Consider the following 20,256-nt stretch of genomic DNA (forward strand, 5'->3'; position numbering starts at 1 on the left):
AGTCGCGACAAGGGTCGTAGCAGGCCGCTTCTGCTACCCACCCGGCCAGGCCCGGGCATCGTCGCCCGGCGGCACGGGTGGCCTGCCCAGGTAGCGTCGGTTCTGGACCGGGAAGTCGGTGGTGACTGCATCGACACCGAGATCCACGACGGCCTGCACGTCCTCGGCCGAGTTCACCGTGTACACGCTCACGGCAAGCCCTGCCCGATGCACCCTCGCGACATCCCGGGCGGTGAGGCGCCGGTAGTTCGTGCCGATCGAGTGGGCGTAGGTGGCTAGGGCCGCCAGCACCCCGGCGCTCGGCACCGCTCCGATGAGCTGCTGTAGCGGAACCTCGGGTGCCAGTGCGGAGAACGCGCGGTTCGAGGCCGCGTCGAAGCCGATCACCTGGACCTTGCCGGCGGTCACCAGCGCCCGCCAGGCAGGATGATTGAGCAACCTGTCCGCGACGAGCTGCTCGATGCCGGGTGAGTTCCGTGGCGTCTTGATCTCGATGTAGACGCCTGCTCCGCCGGCCTCGGCGTCAACGGCGTCGTCGAGGTGCGGGATGCGCTCACCCTTGAACCGCTCGTCGAAGGAGGAACCGGCGTCGAGCTGCTGGAGCTCGGCCCAGGTGAAGGTCGTGATGGGATCGGACGCGCGTCCGGGGAAGATGTTCTCCACGTCGGTGGTGCGGGCGGGTGTGTCGTCGTGGAAGAGGAAGGGGACGCCGTCGGCGCTGAGCTGGACGTCGACCTCGATGAAGTCAGCCCCCGATAAGCGACCCTCGATGAAGGCAGCGACAGTGTTCTCCGGCGCTGTTCCCCCGGCGCCCCGGTGACCGACAAGGACCGGTCCGTTCACCGACCGCTTCCCTGCGCGACGACCACCCCTGGCGCCGATGGGCCTGACCTGCGCAGGCCCTGCAAGGCGCGAGAACCCGACGGCCATCGCGGAGCGGATGGAGCGGGCAGTACGGGACAGCATGGGTGGATCCCTTCGGTCACGCCGGTGACAGGAAGCGCCGAACGCACTCCCACTGGTTCGACAGCGTCGGACAGACCTGCGGTCGTCCCGGGTGCGGGCACCTGTGGAAGTGTCACACGGAGTCCTGCAGGCAGGAGCTGAGGCGCCTGATGCCGTCACGGATGCGGGTCTTGGCGGTCGGCACCGGAACACCCAAGTGGTCGGCTACCTGCACGTAGGTCATGCCGGCGTAGTAGGCGAGCTCGATCGCCTCACGCTGCACAGGGGTAAGTGCCTTTAGACAGGACCTGACGGAATCGCTTTCAGCTCGTTGAAGAACGGTGTCCGCTACCTGGTCGTAGTCGACGTCACGATTCTTGATTCCCCACCGCAGGTCCCTGGCACGGTGCGCCTGCTCGGCACGGACTCTATCCACCGCGCGGCGGTGCGCGAGAGTCATCATCCACGACATGCCCGAGCCCTGGACAGGATCGAAGCGGGCTGCGTCACCGACCCATAGGGCAAGGAACACATCCTGCGTGGTCTCGGCGCTCAGCTCCACGTCCACCAGGACCTTGCGCACAAGCCCGTACACGCGGTGCGCGGTGCGTTCATACAGGTCGTCGAACGCCCGCACGTCGCCGTCGGCGACACGCATCAGCAGGGCACCCACGTCACAGACGTGCCCGCCGGCACCGGCACGCGGTCCCGCTGCGTCAGGCGCAGCGCGCGCACCTGTCGAAGACGCGCGTGTAGGAGGGGCGAGGATGGGCAGCTGAGCAGTGAGCATATGACTGAGACCTTCTGGAAACCACTGCGTTCAACCAGGTGTTCACGACGCGGTGCGCCGCGATCCACCTGATGCGAAGCAACCTTAGTACATTCCGGCAAGCCACGACCGGTTCATTCTCATACGCCACAGACTCCGAGCCCTCGTCAGGGTCGGCCCCTCAGGCGGTCCGACCGTCCACATCACCCGAGCCGGACACGTGGACCCCGACGCACTCGTCCTGCCCCAGACTGCCTGGTCCGCTGTTCACCTCCTTCACATCTTCATCCCATAACCTGCAGCCACCCCCACGTCCGGCGCCACATCCTGAGGAGACATCATGAACAGCAGACTCACTCCCGCAGAACAGTTTCCCGCCGACCTCCTTGTCCTGGACGACACCGAGATCCAGGTCCTCCACAGCCGCATTCAACGACAGCTCGACCACGAATACGCCTGTGCGTTGGAAGCCGACCCCGAAACCGAATTCCGCCATGCCGAACTCATAGAGGAATTCGACCGTCGCGATGCCCAACCCTCCACCCGGCGCCCTGCCCTCCACCTCATGGCGGAACTCTGACCGCCTACGACGAGCACTCCTGGAGCCGGGCCATGACGCCTGCCCCTGGGCTACAGCTGACATGGCGACCTTGCCCACCTCGTCAGGCGCACTCGTCGCCGCGTAACCGGCGGATGCGGTGGGAGTGCGGGGTCGGCCTGATGCAGGTTCAGGGCTCCTTGTCGACGCCAGGTTCCGGACAGAGGGCCACATGCCCCACAGGCCTGCCGAACTCTAGGGTTAATAGGGTGAAAGCGGCACTCCCAGGGTTCTGGTGCAGGGGTTGCGCGCAGGGACTGACGGAGGTCTGAACATGTTGGACGACTATGTGCAGCAGTGGAGCGCGATCCAGTCGGTGCGGGCAGCCGACATGGCCTTCGACGACGTCTTCATGACCTACTTCAGCCTTACCGGGGAAGCCGACGAACTCGACGTCGAAGGATACCTCGCAGGCCTGGTGGTACTCCCGACGGTGGAACGCAACCTGGTAGCCCACGCCATCAACGAGCTGCTGGACCACACCGGTTCCACGGCGGACGGCGCGCACTACAGCGATGAGGACGCAACCTGCGCGTCCGGGTACAGGGATTATCTCCGTACCCTCACCCTTTCTCCTGACGGGTACGACTTCAGCGCCCCGCCGGTCGGGGACCATAGCACCAGCACTCCCGCAGGGACCGGACCTGATACCTCCCTTGATTCCGCACGAGGGGATGAGGAGAACGCCGACCTGGATGAGGCCGAGTTCCGCCGATGCGAGGCTCTCCACGAAACGGGCCTCCTCGAAACGGGCGCCGAAGAACGCTTCGACCGGATCACCCGGCAGGCCCGCGAGCACTTCGGTGTCAGCTCGGCGTCGATCGCCCTCATCACCAGGGACCGGCAGGTCATCAAGTCCGTCGTCGGGCCGATCGGTCAGGACCTGCCACGGGATGTCGCCCTGTGCGCGCGGACCATCGAGAAGAACCGCACCCTGGTTATCCCCGATGCGAGCGCAGACCCCGGTTGGCGGGATCATCCGCTGGTTGCAGCGGGGCCCAGAATCCGCTTCTACGCCGGCCATCCCCTCTGCACTGCGGGCGGATGGCGCATCGGCACACTGTGCCTCATCGATGACCGGCCGCGGATCTTCACGGAGGACGACGAGCGCATGCTCAGGCGTTTCACTGCGCAGGTGCAACTCGAACTGTGGGTCTGAGGACCCGGGTCGAAGGACTCAGGGCGCCGAGCGAACGCTACGAAAGCATCATCTCGAACACCGGCTCGGGTTGTGGTCAGACGCCGACGTCCACCCCGAAGGGAGCACGCGGCAGGGGTGGTATCTCGTCGATGAGCTCGTTCACGGCGACCGCGATGAGGTCGCATTCAAGCGGGGGCAGGACGATCAGCCCGTTCAGGTAGGCGTCCAGCTCGTACTCGTCGACGGATCCGGTCACTCCGAAGTAGCGGACCCAGATGCTCTGTACGTCGAGATCGGCAGCACGGATCGCAAGGCAGGTCATCTGCCGCTGCCGGTCCAGGCCCGAGGTGTCCATCAGCGTGTCTCGCTGGTGTCGGTGCCGTTCCTTCGCTGCGCAATGAATGCCGCGGTCTCCCTCATGGGCGCCCGTGCTGCACCCGAGAGCCGCGTGATGCGTGCCAGGGCTTCGTCGCGGTCCAGGTCGTGGCGTTCCATCAGAACTCCTCGGGCTATGCCGATGATGTCCCGGGACGCGAGGGAGTCCTTGACCTCGTCGCTGATACGTTGCGGGGTGTCGCTGGCCTGCACATGCCCCAGCAGGGCCGCCGCCGACTTTGCCAGCTTCGTCAGGAGGCGCTGATCATCGACGTCGAAGGCATCGGGCGAGCCCGAATACACCTTCATGGCCCCGATACTGTCGCTTCCTCGGATCAGGGGAACACTGAGGCAGGAACGCACTCCCGCCTCGGTCGCAGCGCTTGCCCAGTCCTTCCACCGGGTGTCGGTGGCGGTATCGGCGATGATGACCGGCTGGGCTTGCGCCCAGGCGGTGAGGCAAGGGCCTTCGCCCAGGCTGTACTGCAGGGTGTCTGCTTGGAGGACTTTCGCGTCGGTCGCACCGACGCTGGTCCGATTGCCGTCCTGGATGAGGCTGACGCCGGCACCCTCGGCTCCGCCGATGACATCCTGTGCGACGTCCGCCAGGGCGTCGACGGCATCCTGGGCAGTGCCGTCCGAAAGAAGATACCGCTTCGTCCTGCCGATGATCACACCGATCTCATCGACCTGGGGTGTGGCGTTCATGCCGAACCTCATCTGGTTCCTGCGGAGGTATCACCCCGCGACGGATGGCTGTCTGCTCAACCCAGGACAACCGTGAAGTGGTCACCCCGATACGCATACTGTAGCTGTAGCCGGCGTGGACCGCGCAGGGCTCGAAAGGGAGCATATTGCCCCCACGGAGAGGTTCAACATGCATCCCCTGGGCCATCAGCGTCATGACCAGCGGTGGGTGTGTTCCTCAGGCTCGACCACGCAGGATCAGGTTCCAGTAGACCTTCGGAAGCACCACGCGCTCGGCGATGAAGGTCAGCCTCCGCTCGCGGGCCAGGTTGTTCCAGCCCGGCACGGTCGGCATCGGTGTGTACTTGTCGTCGAACTCGGAGAACACCACGGTGTTCCGGCTGACGACGAAGGGGCAGGCCGAGTAGTGGTTGTATTTCGACGTGGGCTTCTTGCCCTTCAGCACGGCCTTCAGGTTCTTCGCGAGGACCTTCGTCTGCATGCGCAGCGCGGCACCGGACTTCGAGTTCAGGGTGGAGGCGGCATCACCGAGTGACCAGATGGTGGGGAAGCGTGTGTGCCGCAGGATCACGGGATCCACCTCCACGAATCCGCCGCGGTTACCGGGTGCAGGGAGGTCCGTGCGCTTCAGCCAATTGGGGGCGGACTGTGGCGGAACGGCGTGGAGGACGTCGTAGCCGAGGGTCTCCGACGTACCGGCGATCGTGTTCGTGAGGTCGACGGTCCGGGCGTCGGGATCGACGGACGTGAGCTCGGTGCTGAAGCGCACCTCGATCCCGTACTCCGCGATCTTCCGGTTGAGCTCGTCGTCGATCAGGTCCATGCCGAAGATGGTCGGCGTCGAGACGGCCAGGACCACCCGGATGTCGTCCAGTACGCCCTGGCGCCGCCAATGGTCGCACGCAAGGTACATGGGCTTTTGCGCCGCCCCGTCACAGGAGGCCGGACCAGGCGGCTGGGTGAACACCACGGTGCCGTGCGTCAGGTCTTTGAGGAGCTTCCAGGCCTTCGGTGCCAGCTCGTACTCGTAGTTCGAGGCGCCGAACGGGCCTTCCATCGCCTCCTTGAGGCCGGGGATGGAGGACCAGTCGTTCTGGATGCCGGGGCAGACCACCAGGTGGTCGTAGGTGACGGCGGAACCGGACTCGAGCAGCACCGTGTTGGCACCGGTACTGACGTCCGTGGCCTTGTCCTGGATCCAGGTGACCCCCTGCGGCATCACCGAGGACTGCAGGCGCACGGCCTCGAACGCGTCCGCCGTCCCGCCTGCGATATGGGAGAAGAGCGGTTGATAGAAGTGGCGACTGCGCGGCTCGATCACCGCGATGTCCTTCAGCCGATACCGGCGCAGGCGCGCGGCGAGCGATACGCCCGCATTGCCGCCACCGATGATGAGCACCTGGTGGTGGCGTTTCTCCCCTGGGCCGGGGATGACGGGGACTGTGCGGCCTGCGGGTGCGGACTTCGTGCTGGATCCGATGACAGCTACCTCTTCTGTGTCGCCCTGCATGGCCTGTCCATCCGACAGTACCGCCCGTCACCGACGGGCGACAGGGTGCGTCGCGTCACCCCCGGGCGTACCTCGTGACGAACGCCCGCAGGATCGCCTCGGGCTGGTCCACCACCGTGGCACGGGCCCGCTCCATGTACTCGTCGGCCTGCTCGGGCGGGAAGTACCCGGCATGCCGGTAGGTGCTGATCCGACCCACGAGCGCATCGACGTCGAGCTCGGGGTGGAACTGGGTGGCGTACACGTTCTTCCCGACGCGGAACATCTGTACGGGGCATGTGACCGACGACGCCAGCAGCACCGCCGATGCCGGTAACGTCGCGCACGCCTCCTTGTGCCCCACATAGGCGGCGAACGACGCCGGCAGCCCGGCCAGCAGCGGGTCGGCCGCGCCGTCGTCGGTCAGCGTGACCTCGACGGCGCTGATCGGCTCGGCGTACGTGGTGTCGATGACCGCGCCCTGGTGCCTCCCGAGGGTGCCGACCCCGTAGCAGGCACCGAGGAACGGGTAATCCTCGGGCACCACCCGGTCCAGCAGCACGCCGAGCTCGCGCTCGACGCGCACCTGCACCTCGGTCTTCGACTCTTCCGGATCCGAGGAGTTGAAGGGGCTACCGCCGAGGAGGATTCCCGAATAGTCCGCGAGGTCCAGCGTGGGCAGGGGCTCCGCCTCGAGCCGGATACGCCGGAGCTCACCCTCGGCGAGGCCGCAGTAGCGCAGGAAGCTCTGGTACTCGGCGTCGGCGGCGTAGTCCTCGGCGCGGGTGGCCAGCAGCAGGAACGGTTTCACCCTCCGATGCTACTGGGCAGCGCGTCCGGAGATACGAGCCGGACCGACCACGAGAACAGGCCACCGGGTTGCCCCGATGGCCGGTTCGCTGGAGGTAGGACCTAGCGATTGCTGCCCGCGTGCTCGAACAGGTCGACGTTCAACTCCGACAGCTCCTGCGCCACCCGATCGACGTCGGACTTCAGGATGGCGACCGGACCTGCGCTGTGCCGCCCGTGGGAGGCAAGGACGGCGACGACGTCGGAGTGTGCACGAGCCCGCTCGCCGGCGGCAGGCCGCATGTCCGCATGTCCCTGCGCTCCGACGACGGCGGGCGTGGTGCCCGTGGCCGCCGGGGACATCGATGCGGCTGGACCGGCCGGTGCGGCCTGGACGAAATCGACCGTGCGGCGGAGCGGGGTCTCCTTCATGAACAGGACGCAGACCAAGCCGACGACCGCGATGACAGCCGTGATCAGGAAGATCATGGCCGTGCTGTCACCGTAGGCGGCGCGCACGATGTCGGCGATCGGAGCAGGAAGGTCGACGAGGTCGAGCGAACCTCCCGCTGCACCGCCGGTGGTGGGGATTCCAGCTGCGGCAAGTCCCTCGGTGGTCCTGTCCTCCACCTGCGTACCGAGGATGGCACCCAGGACGGCGACGCCGGCGGCACCACCGAGCGAGCGGAAGAACGCCACGGACGCACTGGCCGAGCCGATGTCCCGGACCGCCACGGTGTTCTGCACCGCGAGGACGAGGTTCTGCAGCATCAGGCCGAGGCCCAGGCCGAAGATGAAGGTGTAGATGCCGACCAGCCACAGTTCGGTCAGGTGATCGATGGTTCCGGCGAACCCGAGACCCGCGATGAGGAACAGTGCACCCGCGACGAGGTACCTCTTCCACTTGCCGTACTTCGTAACGAGCTGACCGGCGCCGATGGATCCGATCAGGTTGCCGGCGATCATGGGGAGGGTCAGCAGGCCGGCCTCGGTCGGCGTCGCGCCGCGGGCGACCTGGTAGTACTGGCCGAGGTAGCTCGAGCTGGCGAACAGCGCGATGCCGACGGCGATCGAGGCGATGATGGCCAGCGCCGTGGTGCGCTCGGAGATGATCGCGAGCGGGATGATGGGCTCGGCGACCTTCGACTCGACGACCAGGAGGAGTGCCAGCAGGATCACGCTGCCTCCAACCATGAGGGCGCTCTCGCGGGAGAACCACTCGTAGTAGCCCTCCTTGCCGGCGACGGAGATCCAGATGAGCAGGAGGCTCACGCCCGAGGTCACGAGGATGGATCCTAGCCAGTCGATCCGCGCCTTGCGACGCGTGTCGGGAAGCTTCAGGGTGACCTGGAGCAGGATCAGGGCGATGATCGCGAGCGGCACGCAGACGAAGAACGTCCAGCGCCAGCCGAGGGGCGAGTCGACGATGAACCCGCCGAGGAGCGGTCCGCCGGCGGTGGCGACGGCCATGACGCCGCCCATGTAGCCCGAGTACCGGCCGCGCTCACGCGGAGCGATGATGGTCCCGATGATGGCCTGCGCCAGAGCGGTGAGGCCGCCCATCGCGACACCCTGGATGACGCGTGCGGTGAGCAGCAGGGGGATGGTCTCCGCGAATCCCGCGAGGACGGAGCCCGCCACGAAGATGACGATGCTGACCTGCACCAGCACCTTCTTGTCGAACAGGTCGGAGAACTTTCCCCAGATCGGGGTGGTTGCGGCGTTCGCGAGCAGCGCCGCGGTGATGACCCAGGCGAAATCCGTCTGCGAACCATTGAGGTCGCTCATGATCGTCGGGAGGGCGTTCGCCACGATGGTGCTGCTCAGGATCGCCGTGAAGAGGGCGGCGAGCAGGCCGGTGAGTGCCTGCAGGATCTGCCTGTGGCCCATGGGTTCGGCGGTTCGGGGCTGCTGGGAGGTGCCGGTCGGTTGCGGCAGGGCAACCTCCGCGGCCTTCTCCCGGGTGGAATGGGTAGCCGTCATCGTTCTTCCTTGGTGATCTTGGACGAGGGGTCCGGATGGTGACGGCCGTCGTTGCCCGTGCTGTGGGTGGTGCGTGGGGTCCTGAGGGCGTCCGTACGCCCTCCCCCTGGCTGCTGCGAGGCGGAACGGAAGGCTGCGGTCAGATGCTGCACGGACGATGACGCCGCTTCGGCCTCATCCTCGGTCCACTCGGAGAGGATGTTCCGCAGTGTCTCGGCCCGCCGCTCGTAGGTCTCGGCGAGATACGCCTGCCCCTCCCCGGAGAGCGAGAGCTGGCAGGCGCGGCCGTCGAGCGGGTCCGGCAAGCGGACCACGAAGCCGTAGTGCTCGAGATCGGCGAGTTGGCGGCTCAGGGCCGACGGTCCGATCCCGAGCCTGGCGGCCAGTGCGGACGCTCGCAGCGGTTCGCCCTGTCCGATGAAGAAGAGGACACCCGTGTGCGCGGGACCGAGATCCGAGTACTTCATGCCGGCTGCGGTGATGCCCCGCAGGGCACGCTGCAGATCGAAGATGTTGTGCACCAGCTCTGCAGCTGTGTGCTGGTTGACCGACATGGCATACTCCCGAACTCGTTTACTTCGTTGCTCTAAGTAACTGTACTCTCGCCGTTTCGTTAGGTCAACTAAGTAAACTACCCTGCAGGCCCTCCAGCGAGCGCGTCAAGCAACCGACGACGACGCACGGAGTGGTTGCGGTCGCGCCCGGCGCCCTGTTAGGCCTGTTGTACAAGGGCAGTTGGATCACCTGTCGAAGAGTGCCCACCCGGGCCGCGAAAGAGGACGTTCGCCATGACGCGCAAGGAACCCCGCGTAGAGGAAGTCGACGAGAAGGACCTCAAGGTCGAGAAGCGGCCGAAGGAGTGGGCGGCAGGCCTGCCTGGCGTCTATTACTCGATGAAGCCCGCCATCGAGCACATGGGTATAGAGCGGACACTCAAGACCGTCCTCAAGATGAACCACAAGGACGGCTTCGACTGCCCGAGCTGTGCCTGGCCGGATCCCGACAAGCGCAAGACCTTCGAGTTCTGCGAGAACGGTGCCAAGGCCGTCACCTGGGAGGCGGCGCCCGTCATCATCTCCAAGGACTTCTGGGCCGAGCACTCGATCAGCGACCTCCGCGAGCGCTCCGAGTACTGGCTCGGCATGCAGGGGCGCATTGTCGAACCCGTCTACAAGCCGGCCGGCGAGGACCACTACCGGCCCGTGAGCTGGGATGAGGCCTTCGAGATCGTCGGGAAGAAGCTGAAGAGCCTCGATTCACCGGACGAGGCCGCCTTCTACACCAGTGGTCGCACCTCGAACGAGGCTGCCTTCCTGTACCAGCTGTTCGCGCGCGGCTTCGGCACCAACAACCTGCCCGACTGCTCCAACATGTGCCACGAGTCCTCCGGCTGGGGCATGGGACAGACCATCGGTATCGGCAAGGCGACCGTCACGTTCGACGACTACGCACACGCAGACCTGATCATCGTTATGGGCCAGAATCCGGGCACGAACCATCCGCGTATGCTGACCGAGCTGGAGGGCTGCAAGCGGAACGGCGGGCAGATCGTGGCGGTCAATCCCCTCCCCGAGGCATCCCTCAAGCGTTACAAGAACCCGCAGCTGGTGCGGGGCGTCATCGGCAAGGGCACCGAGATCGCGGACCAGTTCCTCCAGATCCGGCTCGGCGGCGACATGGCCCTCCTGCAGGCCGTGTCCAAGCGCGTCTTCGAGGCCGAGGCCAGGAATCCCGGCACCGTGCTGGACCACGCCTTCCTCGAGGAGCACTGTGAGGGCCTGGACGAGCTGCGCGAGTACCTGCTGAAACTGGACGAGGCCACCGTCCTCGAAGCCACGGGACTGCGTACCGAGGAGATCGACGAGCTCGCCGCCCGCTACCTTGCCGCCGACAAGGTCATCATCACCTGGGCGATGGGCATCACCCAGCAGAAGAAGGGCGTCGCGACGATCAAGGAGATGATCAACCTTCTGCTCCTGCGCGGCAATATCGGCAAGCCCGGTGCCGGTGCCTCCCCCATCCGCGGCCACAGCAACGTGCAGGGTGACCGCACCATGGGCATCTGGGAGCAGATGCCGCCCAGGTTCATGGACGCCCTCGGCAAGGAGTTCGGCTTCGAGCCGCCGCGCGAGCACGGCGCCGATGCCGTCGAGTCCATCCGGCGCATGCGGGACGGCAAGGTCAAGGTGCTCATCGCCCTCGGCGGGAACCTCGTCTCCGCCATCTCGGACACGCAGGTCGCGGAGAAGGCGTTCCAGAACACCGACATGACCGTGCAGATCTCGATCAAGCTCAACCGCTCCCACCTCATCACGGGTGACGAGGCGCTGATCCTGCCCTGCAAGGGCCGCACCGAGATCGACCGCCAAGAGACGGGCGTCCAGTTTGTCTCGGTCGAGGACACCGTGTGCGCAGTCCATCCCTCCTGGGGCAGCGTCGAGCCCGTCTCCGAGAACCTGCTCTCCGAGCCGGCGATCATCAGCCGCCTCGCCCGCGCCTCGATCGACGGGAAGATCAACGCGGACTGGGAGGGCTTCGAGAAGGACTACGACCTCATCCGCGAGCACATCGCGCATGTGGTCGAGGGCTGCGAGGACTACAACCGGAAAATCCGGCAGAAGGGCGGCTTCATCCTGCCCAATGGCCCGAGGGATTCGCGCACCTTCAACACGCCGACGGGCAAGGCCGTGCTCACCGTCAACGACCTCGAATACCTCGAGCGCCCCGAGGGCACGCTGATCCTGCAATCGCTGCGCGCCCACGACCAGTGGAACACCACCATCTACAGCAACAACGACCGCTACCGCGGCATCAAGAAGGGCCGGCACGTGGTGTTCATCAACCCCGAGGACATCACGGAGTTGGGCCTGAAGGACGGCCAGAACGTGGACATCTACGGCGTGTACGACGACGGCGTGCAGCGGGTGCTCCGCGCCTACCGGGTGGTGTCCTACCCGACAGCGCGCGGCTGCGCGGCCTCCTACTACCCGGAGGCAAACGTGCTCGTGCCACTGGATCATGTAGCGCAGGGCAGCAACACGCCGACCTCCAAGCAGGTCATCGTGCGTTTCGAGCCGAGCACGCATACGGCGCCCTCGGAGCACCACGCCGTCGCCACGGCGCCGGCGCCCGATGCCGAGGCGGACGGCTTTCCTGGTGCCGGCACGCCGGTGAAGGCGGCGGAGGCAGCGAACGCCTGACGCGCGGCCCCGCCAGGACCCGGCGTCGCACGTCCGCCTCGTCGGGCTCATGAGGCGGGCAGATCAGTCATCGGGCGGGAGCGGCCCTGGTCGGTCCGCTCCCGCCGATAGACTGCACCGGTCACAGCGACCACGAGGGGCGGGCCCATGCATCGGCACCGGGATCGGCAGCAGGAGCAGGACGGTAGCCGTCAGCCCGGGCAGGACGGGAGCCAGCAGCGCCGCGTGATCCGTGTGCTCGTTGTCGCCCAGATCCTCGGCGGCGTCGGCGCCGGCGCCACGCTGTCCCTCGGGGCACTGCTCGCGGCCGAGACGTCCGGCTCGAGCGCATGGTCCGGAATGGCGGCGACCATGGCGACGCTCGGCGCCGCCGCCGCGGCCGTTCCCCTCGCTACGCTTGCCCAGCGCCGGGGACGCCGCATCTCGCTCGCTACGGGCTCCCTCATCTCGTGCTGCGGCGCGCTGCTCGCCATCACTGCGGCCTCGCTCTCCCTCTTCCCACTCCTGCTCGTGGCACTCGTCCTCCTCGGGGCAGGGGCCGCGACAGGACTCCAGGCCCGCTTCGCGGCGACCGATCTCGCTACCCAGTCGACGCGCGGGCGCAGCCTCGCCGTCGTGGTCTGGTCCACGACCATCGGAGCCGTCCTCGGCCCAAATCTCTTCGAACCGGGGCAGGTCGTGGCGGGGGTCCTCGGCATACCGCCCCTGAGCGGGGGTTTCGTCTTCACCGCAGCGGCGCAGGTCGCCGCCGCGATCGTCTACTCCCTGGGGCTGCGTCCCGACCCGTTGCTGACCGCCCTGCGCCATCAGGCCGCGGACCGCCCGGCGGAGGATGCAGCGCCGGGGAAGCAGCGCGGCTTGGCCATCCTCGCCCGCAATCCTGGTGCACGCTTCGCCGTCGTGACCATCGCCGTCAGTCATGCAGCAATGGTCTCCGTGATGGCCATGACGCCGGTGCACCTGCATGACCACGGGGCGGGGCTGTCCGTGATCGGACTGACCATCAGCCTGCATGTGGCCGGGATGTACGCCCTGTCCCCCGTGTTCGGCTGGATCGCGGACCGCGTCGGCACCACGCAGGGCATCCTTTGCGGCCAGGTGCTCCTGCTCGTCGCGCTCCTGACGGCTTGGCGGGGCTCGGAATCCGAGGCAGGGGTGACGGCGAGCCTGATCCTGCTGGGCTTCGGCTGGTCGGCCTGCATCGTCTCGGCGTCCGCGCTCCTCGCAGGCGCCGTCGACGTCAGCGAGCGCGCACCCGTCCAGGGATCATCGGACCTCGTGATGAACCTCGCCGGAGCCCTGGGCGGCGCACTCGCCGGTCCGGCCCTGGTGCTGCTGGGCTACTCGGGCCTGGGCGCCATCGCAGCGGTACCCGTCGCCGTCGTGCTGGCCTGGACGCTCACGCGCCTTTCTGCCGCACGGACGAAGGACCCGCTCCTGGCATAGCGAGGGGCCCTACTGCGCCGAGCCGGTCCAGCCCTTCTCCTCCTGCGTCTCCTCGCTCCTCTGCAGGACGGTCATCACGGTGTTGGCGGCCTTCTCGACGGCGGCACTGGTCTCCTCGCGGCCATCGGTGGTGACGGTACCCGCCGCGTAGCCGACCATGAAGGCACTGATGGCGCCGGCATGGGGTGAGACATCGCGGGCCGACCGCTCGGCGAGTTCCACGATGCGCGGGTGGTCCACTTCGAGGTCCAGCACCTGAAGGGCCTGTGCCAGGGTGCGGCTCCACTCGCTGAGGGTGCGCTCTTCGTCGTCGGGCGTTGCCATGGTGTCTCCTCGGGTCGGATGCGGTCGGGGCGGGACAGGTGCACGTTGCAGCCGCCGGCTGACGCCGGCACCGCTCCCCCAAGCTTTAGCACCGGCCCGGCGACCCTTCAACGAGGAGCTCCCACAGGCCGGATTCAGCCTTCACTTGACTTAGCAAAGTTCCGGGGATGTAACTCCCAAACGGCCTGGTGCGCGAGACACCGCTTTCGCGCGCAACGTCGGCGCTGGTGATTCCTGCCATCGCTCCCCCTTCCAGCCGGTGCGTCCTGCCGCTCGGTCCTGCCTGTCAGTGTAGGTGGGGGCCCTCAGGCACCCGTCCCGCCGGCACGGACGACACTGGGCGTCGTGCCGCACCACCGCCGCACGCACCGGGTGAGGGCCGACTGCTCGGACAGCCCCACCAGCCCGGCGATCTGCTGCAGCGGCAGGTCCGTCCGGGTCAGCAGCCGCAACGCCGCATCGCGCCGGGCGTCGTCGAGCAGGGACTCGAAGGAGGTGCCCTCGGCGGCGAGCCGACGCTGCAGGGTGCGGGCATGCATCCCGAGGAGCCTCGCTGCGGAGTCGATCCGCGGCGGTGACGTGCCCAGCATGCGGTCGATGGCGGTCCGGACCTGCGGGGCGACGACCCGCCCCGGCTCCGGGAAGTGGCTGTGGAGGTAGTCGAGGGCAATCTCACGGAGCGTCTCGTCCACCCCGGCCAAAGGGCGGTCGAGCAGGCTCCGGGGCACGCGCAGCAGCGAGGCGGACTGGCCGAACCGGACCTCGGCGCCGAAGAATTCGGTGTAGCGGGAAGCGGGCGCCTTCGGGAGGTGGGACAGATGGACCGAGTGAAGAGCGTAGTGCCCGTCCACCAGGAAGCGGATCATGCGGTGCGAGAACGCGAGGATCGCGTCGGTGGCTTGGCGGGGCGGCGGCCCCTCCGAAGACCCGTAGCACAGGCCGACGTCGCCGGCGCGCCCCTCCGGATCGGCGACGATGGTGAAGCGCAGCACGGGGCTGTGGAGAAAGAGGAACTGGGAGGCGCATCCGAGGGCCGCACCGACCGTCGGCGAATTCTGCACGGCGATCGCGAGCGGACCGAGGATGCCGATGTCCTGGTACTCGGAGATCCGCAGGCCGAGGTCCGGGCAAGGCAGCGCCCGTGCCGCCCCCTCGAGGAGCTTCGCCATGGCGACGTCGGACACGAGTACGTCATCACCGTCGAGCGCGTCCAGCGGCACCCGGAACTGCGCGGCCAGGGCCTCGGCGTCGCCCCCCAACTGTTCGACAACGTCGCGGAAGCCGCGCATCCCGGCCGACCTGATGACAGAGCTCATGTCGTACAAGGGTAAATAGCTGTCGCCCCACGTCAAGTGCCAGGACCGCCACCGCCGAATAATAGAGGGATGAAATCCCTCCAAGGCGCCACGGAGCACCTCGACGTCGTCATTGTCGGAGCCGGCCTCTCCGGCATCGGCGCCGCCTACCGCGTGTCCACGGAACTTCCCGGCAAGAGCTTCGCCGTCCTCGAGTCCCGGAGCGCGATCGGCGGCACCTGGGACCTGTTCCGCTACCCGGGTGTCCGCTCGGACAGCGACATGTTCACCCTCGGCTACCCGTTCCGCCCGTGGACCGAGGCGAAGGCCATCGCCGACGGTTCGTCGATCCTCGACTACATCCGCGCCACCGCTGACGACCCCCGCATCCGCGAGCGCATCCGCTTCCACACCAGGCTGATCAGCGCAGCCTGGTCATCCGAGGACGCGCGCTGGACCCTGGACCTGGACGTCACGGACAACGACGGCGCCACCGCGCGACGCCGGCTCACCTGCGGATTCCTCTACCTGTGCAGCGGCTACTACGACTACGACCGCGGGTATGAGCCGTCCTTCCCGGGTATCGACTCCTTCACCGGCGAGATCGTCCGCCCGCAGTTCTGGCCCGAGGACCTCGACTACAAGGGCAAGCGTGTGGTGGTGATCGGCAGCGGTGCCACCGCCGTAACACTCGTGCCGTCGATGGCGAGGGACGCGGGCCACGTGACCATGCTGCAGCGCTCCCCCACCTACGTCACCGCCGTGCCGAGCCGCGACAAATTCTCCGATGCAGCGCGCCGCCACCTGCCCGCCGGCGTCGCACACCATGTCGCCCGGGCCAAGAACGTGCTGTTCACCCAGGCGTTCTACCAGCTGTGCCGTCGGCGCCCGGAGGTCGCGAAGAAACTGATCCGCACGCAGACCGCCCGGATCCTCGGCGACGAGGAGCTCGTCCGCGAGCATTTCACTCCCGCCTACAACCCGTGGGACCAGCGACTCTGCGTCGCGCCCAGCGCTGACCTGTTCAAGGCCATGAAGTCAGGACAAGCCTCCGTGGTCACGGACACCATCGGCACCTTCACCCCGACCGGCATCCGGCTGGCCTCCGGGCAGGAACTCGAGGCCGACGTCGTCGTCACGGCCACGGGCCTGTCGATGCTGCCCCTGGGCGGTGCTGCCTTCACCGTGGACGGGAAGGCCGTCGACCTCGGCGACTCGTGGGTGTACCGGGGGCTGATGATCAGCGGCGTGCCCAACCTCGCGCTCTGCGTCGGCTACACCAACGCGTCCTGGACGCTCCGCGCGGACCTCAGCTCGCGATACGTCTGCCGCCTCATCAACTACATGGACCGCCACGGCCATGCCTACGGCGCGCCCGCTGCGGACAGCGACATGAAGGCCCGGCCCATCCTCGACCTGACGTCGGGCTACGTGCAGCGCGCCGTCTCGGCGTTCCCCAAGCAGGGCGACCGCCAGCCCTGGATCATGCGCCAGAACTACCTGCTCGATGCCCCCACCGCGCTGCGAGGGAACCTCGCGAGGAACATGGTGTTCGACAACCCCGCACCACCCACCGACACCCCCGTCCCCGACCTCCAGGAGATCCACGCGTGAGTATCCGCCCCTTCCAGTTCACCGATGCCACCGCCGTCGTCACGGGAGCCGCGGCCGGCATGGGCGAGCACCTCGCTCGCGGTCTCGCGGAGCGCGGGAGCAGCCTGTTGCTCGTCGATCGCGACGCCGCACGGCTCGAGGTCGTCGCCTCCTCCATCCGCTCCACCTATCCCGGCAGCAACGTGCGGACCTTCGTCGCCGATCTGTCGGAGCGCGACGCCGTGGAGCGGCTGGCCGCGGACCTGCTCGCCGCGACGGACGTCGTCGACCTGCTCATCAACAACGCCGGGGTAGCCCTGGCCGGCAGGTTCGACCAGATCAGCATGGACGATTTCGATTGGGTCATGGCCATCAACTTCCACGCACCCGTCCTGCTGACGCACCATCTGCTCCCGCGGATCGGTCCGGGCGGGCACATCGTCAACGTCTCGAGCCTGTTCGGCCTCGTGGGACCCAAGGGCCAGACCGCCTACTCCTCCAGCAAATTCGCGATCCGCGGATTCACCGAGGCACTCCGCAACGAGCTGCTGCCCCGCGGCATCGGCATCACCTCCGTGCACCCCGGCGGTATCAGGACCAACATCGCCCTCAACGCCCGCATCGGCGGGAACCTGAGCACGCTCGACGTGAAGAAGGCGAAGGACGACTTCAACAAGCTCCTCACCTTTCCTGCCGACAAGGCGGCCGAACTCATGCTCGAGGCCGTGAAGACGCGCAGGCCGCGGCTGCTCATCGGCCTCAGCGCGAAGGTACCCGACGTCGTCGCCCGCGTTGCACCGATGTCCTTCGGGACCCTCGAGCGGCAGGCCACGAAGCTCGCCCGCCTCGCCGGGAAGATCCGCCGATGAGCGGGGCGAAGCGGCACGGGGCAGGGGACGTGGCCGAGCACGACGACGGCGTCCTGGACGTCCTCGGCGTGCGCGTCCGCTACCGTGACGACGGCCTCCGGACGCAGCCTCCGGTCCTCCTACTGCACGGGATCGGCCGGAGCCTCGAGGACTGGCAGGGGCTGTACGGCCGGTTAGCGCCTGATCACAGGGTGATCAGCGTGGACCTGCCGGGCTTCGGGTTGTCGGAGCGGACGGAGGGGCGCTACTCGCTGGAGTCCATGGCACGGTTCGTCATCGCGGCACTGGACATCCTCGGGGAGCACCGGCCCCTGCACGTGGTGGGCAACTCCCTCGGCGGAGCGATCGCCATGAAGATCAGCGCGCTCGAGCCGCAGCGCGTCCGGAGCCTCGTGCTCGTGAACAGTGCGGGTTTCGGCAAGGAGGTCACGATCGCCCTGCGGCTCCTGGCCGTCCGGCCTATCGGCAAGAGGCTCATGAAGGACAAGTCGAGGAAGGCCGCGTACCGCACCGAGCGTGCACTTTTCTACGACAAGCGATTCGTCACCGAGGAACGCCTCGACCACGCGCAGCGCGTGGGCGGGAACCCCGTGTACGACGACGTCCTGCTCGCCGTCGCGCGGCACCTCGGCACGTTCCGCGGAGTGCGCCGGCGTTGGCGGAACGAGCTGCTGCGCGTCGTGGCGGCGCAACGGAAACCCACTCTCGTGGTGTGGGGCGATGAGGACCGCGTGCTGCCGGCGTCGCACCTCGACCATGCGCGGACCGTCTTTCCGCACGCGGAATTCCATCTGTTCGAGAAGTGCGGGCACATGCCGCAGATCGAGCGCGAAGAGGAGTTCGACGCGATGGTCCGGACGTTCATCAAGGGCGTCGAGGCGGGTTCTCCGTAAGGCGACCTGGCCCTTTCCCGGCGGCGCAACACATGGTGAGATAAGCCATGACGCGCGTCATCTTCTACACCGCCTCGACCATCAACGGCTTCATCGCGGATGAGCAGAACTCGCTCGACTGGCTGTTCGCCGTCGAGCCGCCGGCGCCGGAGCACTACGAGCGCTTCCTCACCTCGGTCGGAGTACTCGTGGAGGGCTCGACGACGTACGAGTGGGTCCTCGCCTTCGAGGGCCTGCTTAAGGAGCCGGGCAAGTGGACGGCGCTGTACGGCGAGCGCCCGACGTTCGTCTTCACCTCGCGTGACCTCCCCGTCCCGGAAGCCGCGGACGTGCGGCTGGTATCGGGCGACGTCCGTGATGCCTTCGGTCGGATCAGCGAGGCAGCAGACGGCAAGGACATCTGGATCGTCGGCGGAGGCGACCTCGCCGGGCAGTTCCTGGCAGCAGGCCTGCTCGACGAGCTGCAGATCGCCGTCGCGCCCGTGGCCCTCACGGCAGGGGCACCGCTGCTCCCGCTGCGCGTCGAATCGCATCGGCTGACGCTCCGCGCGGTCGAGCAGCAGGGGCAGTTCGCCGTCCTGAGCTACGACGTCGGGCATGGGGTCGGTTGAACCTCCACGACGTCGTTCCGAGCCAGGCGTCGTACCGAACTAGTCGTACCGGGCTAGGAGACGGGGTCGGGGTCCTGTTTCTTCGACCGATAGCCGGAGATCGCGGCGCGCACGTCGCCCTCTTCGTGCTCGCCCTTCTTCCCGAACGGCAGCGCTTTCATCAGCGGGTGCACGATCGCCATGACGACGAGGCCCCAGGCGAGTCCGAGGATGGCCGAGCACAGGGTGTTGACGAGCCAGGCGAGGAAGCCGCCCGCGACGGGGATTCCGACGAAGGGGTGCTCGAGGACATGGACCAGGTCATACGGCGCGTGCCACCCGAGGTCGTAAACCCCTTGCAGCATGATGTGACCGCCGACCCACAGCATGGCGATGGTTCCGACGAAGGTTATCGCCGTCAGCACGGCGGGCATCCCCTTCACAAGTAGCTCACCGAGACGCTTGGAGCCCGCGGAGTCCTTGGTGGTGAGGTGCAGGCCGATGTCGTCCATCTTGACGATGAGTGCCACGGCACCGTAGACGATCACCGTGATCGCGAACGCGACGACGATCAGGATCAGCGCCCGGGCCCACAGGGACTCGTCGGCCACCTCTGTCATCGAAATGACCATGATCTCGCAGGACAGGATGAAGTCGGTGGTGATGGCGCCCTTGGTGACCTTGGCTTCCGCCTCCGGGCCCCGTTCGACCGCCGGTGCCGTCTCGGCCTCGTGATGGCCGCGGAGCTTGTGCCAGACCTTCTCCGCCCCCTCGTAGCAGAGATAGGTGCCGCCCAGCATGAGGATGAACGGGATGATCCCCGGGATGAAAGCGCTGATGAGCAGCAGCGCCGGCAGGATGATGACGAGCTTGTTCCGCAGCGAGCCCCAGAAGATCCTCTTGATCATCGGCAGCTCGCGGGACGGATCCGCCCCGGACACGTACTGGGGGGTGACAGCGGCGTCGTCGATGACCACGCCGGCCGCCTTGACCCCCGCTTTTGCTGCCCCGGCAGCGACGTCGTCCACGGAGGCGGCCGCTATGCGGGCCAGAGCTGCGACGTCATCCAGGAGCGCGACGAGACCACCGCTCATAGCTCGCACCCGCACTGCTGGAGGGAGGACTGCTGGACGGGGATGCCACTGGGCAGGCGCGTGATCGGCATGCACAGAGTCTACTGGGGCAGGCAGCCGTGCACGTCGAACGGTAGTCGGATGAAGTCTCCGGGTATCGCCATCGCCCTACCCTT

19 protein-coding genes are annotated in these 20,256 nt (G+C 67.4%); 8 read left to right on the top strand and 11 right to left on the bottom strand.

The annotated features are described in order from the left end of the window. Nucleotides 1-33 precede the first annotated feature (33 nt). Complete coding sequence (locus D6T63_RS14140; RefSeq protein WP_120149694.1) at nt 34-966, bottom strand: glycerophosphodiester phosphodiesterase; 933 nt, start codon at nt 964-966, stop codon at nt 34-36. 112 nt (nt 967-1,078) lie between these two features. After that, nucleotides 1,079-1,735, bottom strand: a complete 657-nt coding sequence (gene sigK / locus D6T63_RS14145) for an ECF RNA polymerase sigma factor SigK (protein ID WP_120149695.1) — start codon at nt 1,733-1,735, stop codon at nt 1,079-1,081. A gap of 319 nt (nt 1,736-2,054) precedes the next feature. Here sigK and D6T63_RS14150 point away from each other — a divergent pair, with 319 nt between their 5' ends. Together D6T63_RS14150 and D6T63_RS14155 are read left to right on the top strand one after the other, a co-directional pair. Beyond that, complete coding sequence (locus D6T63_RS14150; protein WP_120149696.1) at nt 2,055-2,294, top strand: hypothetical protein; 240 nt, start codon at nt 2,055-2,057, stop codon at nt 2,292-2,294. A 292-nt stretch (nt 2,295-2,586) separates the two neighbouring features. After that, the gene (locus D6T63_RS14155) at nt 2,587-3,471 is read left to right on the top strand and encodes a GAF domain-containing protein (protein ID WP_120149697.1); all 885 of its coding nucleotides are present in this window, start codon (nt 2,587-2,589) and stop codon (nt 3,469-3,471) included. Between the two features lie 76 nt (nt 3,472-3,547). Here the strand turns inward: D6T63_RS14155 and D6T63_RS14160 are convergent, their stop codons facing one another. The 6 genes from D6T63_RS14160 to D6T63_RS14185 all read right to left on the bottom strand — a co-directional run bounded on the left by D6T63_RS14160 (nt 3,548) and on the right by D6T63_RS14185 (nt 9,351). Continuing rightward, a complete protein-coding gene (locus D6T63_RS14160; protein ID WP_120149698.1) occupies nt 3,548-3,808 on the bottom strand; it encodes a hypothetical protein in 261 nt (86 codons plus the stop codon). Then, nucleotides 3,808-4,536: a GAF and ANTAR domain-containing protein gene (locus tag D6T63_RS14165; RefSeq protein ID WP_182977018.1), complete on the bottom strand. Its 729-nt coding sequence runs from the start codon at nt 4,534-4,536 to the stop codon at nt 3,808-3,810. Before D6T63_RS14165 ends, D6T63_RS14160 begins: the two co-directional genes overlap by 1 nt. Nucleotides 4,537-4,753: 217 nt before the next feature. Next, complete coding sequence (locus D6T63_RS14170) at nt 4,754-6,046, bottom strand: NAD(P)/FAD-dependent oxidoreductase (RefSeq protein ID WP_120149700.1); 1,293 nt, start codon at nt 6,044-6,046, stop codon at nt 4,754-4,756. A gap of 55 nt (nt 6,047-6,101) precedes the next feature. Further along, nucleotides 6,102-6,836, bottom strand: coding sequence for a glutamine amidotransferase (locus D6T63_RS14175; RefSeq protein WP_120149701.1), 735 nt, complete (start codon nt 6,834-6,836; stop codon nt 6,102-6,104). A gap of 101 nt (nt 6,837-6,937) precedes the next feature. After that, nucleotides 6,938-8,797: an MFS transporter gene (locus tag D6T63_RS14180; protein ID WP_120149702.1), complete on the bottom strand. Its 1,860-nt coding sequence runs from the start codon at nt 8,795-8,797 to the stop codon at nt 6,938-6,940. Then, the gene (locus D6T63_RS14185; RefSeq protein WP_120149703.1) at nt 8,794-9,351 is read right to left on the bottom strand and encodes a MarR family winged helix-turn-helix transcriptional regulator; all 558 of its coding nucleotides are present in this window, start codon (nt 9,349-9,351) and stop codon (nt 8,794-8,796) included. The genes D6T63_RS14180 and D6T63_RS14185 overlap by 4 nt, the downstream gene beginning before the upstream one ends. A 234-nt stretch (nt 9,352-9,585) precedes the next feature. Here D6T63_RS14185 and D6T63_RS14190 point away from each other — a divergent pair, with 234 nt between their 5' ends. Further along, nucleotides 9,586-11,997: an FdhF/YdeP family oxidoreductase gene (locus D6T63_RS14190; protein ID WP_120149704.1), complete on the top strand. Its 2,412-nt coding sequence runs from the start codon at nt 9,586-9,588 to the stop codon at nt 11,995-11,997. A 147-nt stretch (nt 11,998-12,144) separates the two neighbouring features. After that, on the top strand, nt 12,145-13,443 hold the full coding sequence (locus D6T63_RS14195) for an MFS transporter (protein ID WP_120149705.1): 1,299 nt from the start codon (nt 12,145-12,147) through the stop codon (nt 13,441-13,443). A gap of 9 nt (nt 13,444-13,452) precedes the next feature. On the opposite strand, the gene D6T63_RS14200 is transcribed toward D6T63_RS14195, so the two are convergent. Next, the gene (locus D6T63_RS14200; RefSeq protein ID WP_120149706.1) at nt 13,453-13,767 is read right to left on the bottom strand and encodes a DUF6457 domain-containing protein; all 315 of its coding nucleotides are present in this window, start codon (nt 13,765-13,767) and stop codon (nt 13,453-13,455) included. A 305-nt stretch (nt 13,768-14,072) separates the two neighbouring features. Continuing rightward, complete coding sequence (locus D6T63_RS14205) at nt 14,073-15,083, bottom strand: AraC family transcriptional regulator (protein WP_120149707.1); 1,011 nt, start codon at nt 15,081-15,083, stop codon at nt 14,073-14,075. 69 nt (nt 15,084-15,152) lie between these two features. Between D6T63_RS14205 and D6T63_RS14210 the strand changes: the two genes are divergently transcribed. The 4 genes from D6T63_RS14210 to D6T63_RS14225 are packed head-to-tail and all read left to right on the top strand — an operon-like array spanning nt 15,153 to nt 19,028. Further along, nucleotides 15,153-16,676 carry a flavin-containing monooxygenase gene (locus D6T63_RS14210; RefSeq protein WP_120149708.1) on the top strand — a complete coding sequence of 508 codons (1,524 nt, stop codon included), beginning with the start codon at nt 15,153-15,155 and terminating at the stop codon, nt 16,674-16,676. Next, nucleotides 16,673-17,524, top strand: a complete 852-nt coding sequence (locus D6T63_RS14215) for an SDR family NAD(P)-dependent oxidoreductase (RefSeq protein WP_235830767.1) — start codon at nt 16,673-16,675, stop codon at nt 17,522-17,524. Before D6T63_RS14210 ends, D6T63_RS14215 begins: the two co-directional genes overlap by 4 nt. Beyond that, on the top strand, nt 17,521-18,417 hold the full coding sequence (locus D6T63_RS14220; RefSeq protein ID WP_120149709.1) for an alpha/beta fold hydrolase: 897 nt from the start codon (nt 17,521-17,523) through the stop codon (nt 18,415-18,417). The genes D6T63_RS14215 and D6T63_RS14220 overlap by 4 nt, the downstream gene beginning before the upstream one ends. A 47-nt stretch (nt 18,418-18,464) precedes the next feature. Further along, nucleotides 18,465-19,028, top strand: coding sequence for a dihydrofolate reductase family protein (locus D6T63_RS14225; RefSeq protein ID WP_120149710.1), 564 nt, complete (start codon nt 18,465-18,467; stop codon nt 19,026-19,028). A 53-nt stretch (nt 19,029-19,081) separates the two neighbouring features. Here the strand turns inward: D6T63_RS14225 and D6T63_RS14230 are convergent, their stop codons facing one another. Then, nucleotides 19,082-20,101, bottom strand: coding sequence for a DUF808 domain-containing protein (locus tag D6T63_RS14230; RefSeq protein ID WP_120149711.1), 1,020 nt, complete (start codon nt 20,099-20,101; stop codon nt 19,082-19,084). Between the last annotated feature and the right edge of the window lie 155 nt (nt 20,102-20,256).

It is taken from the genome of Arthrobacter cheniae, from assembly GCF_003602275.1.
Lineage (GTDB): Bacteria > Actinomycetota > Actinomycetes > Actinomycetales > Micrococcaceae > Arthrobacter_D > Arthrobacter_D cheniae.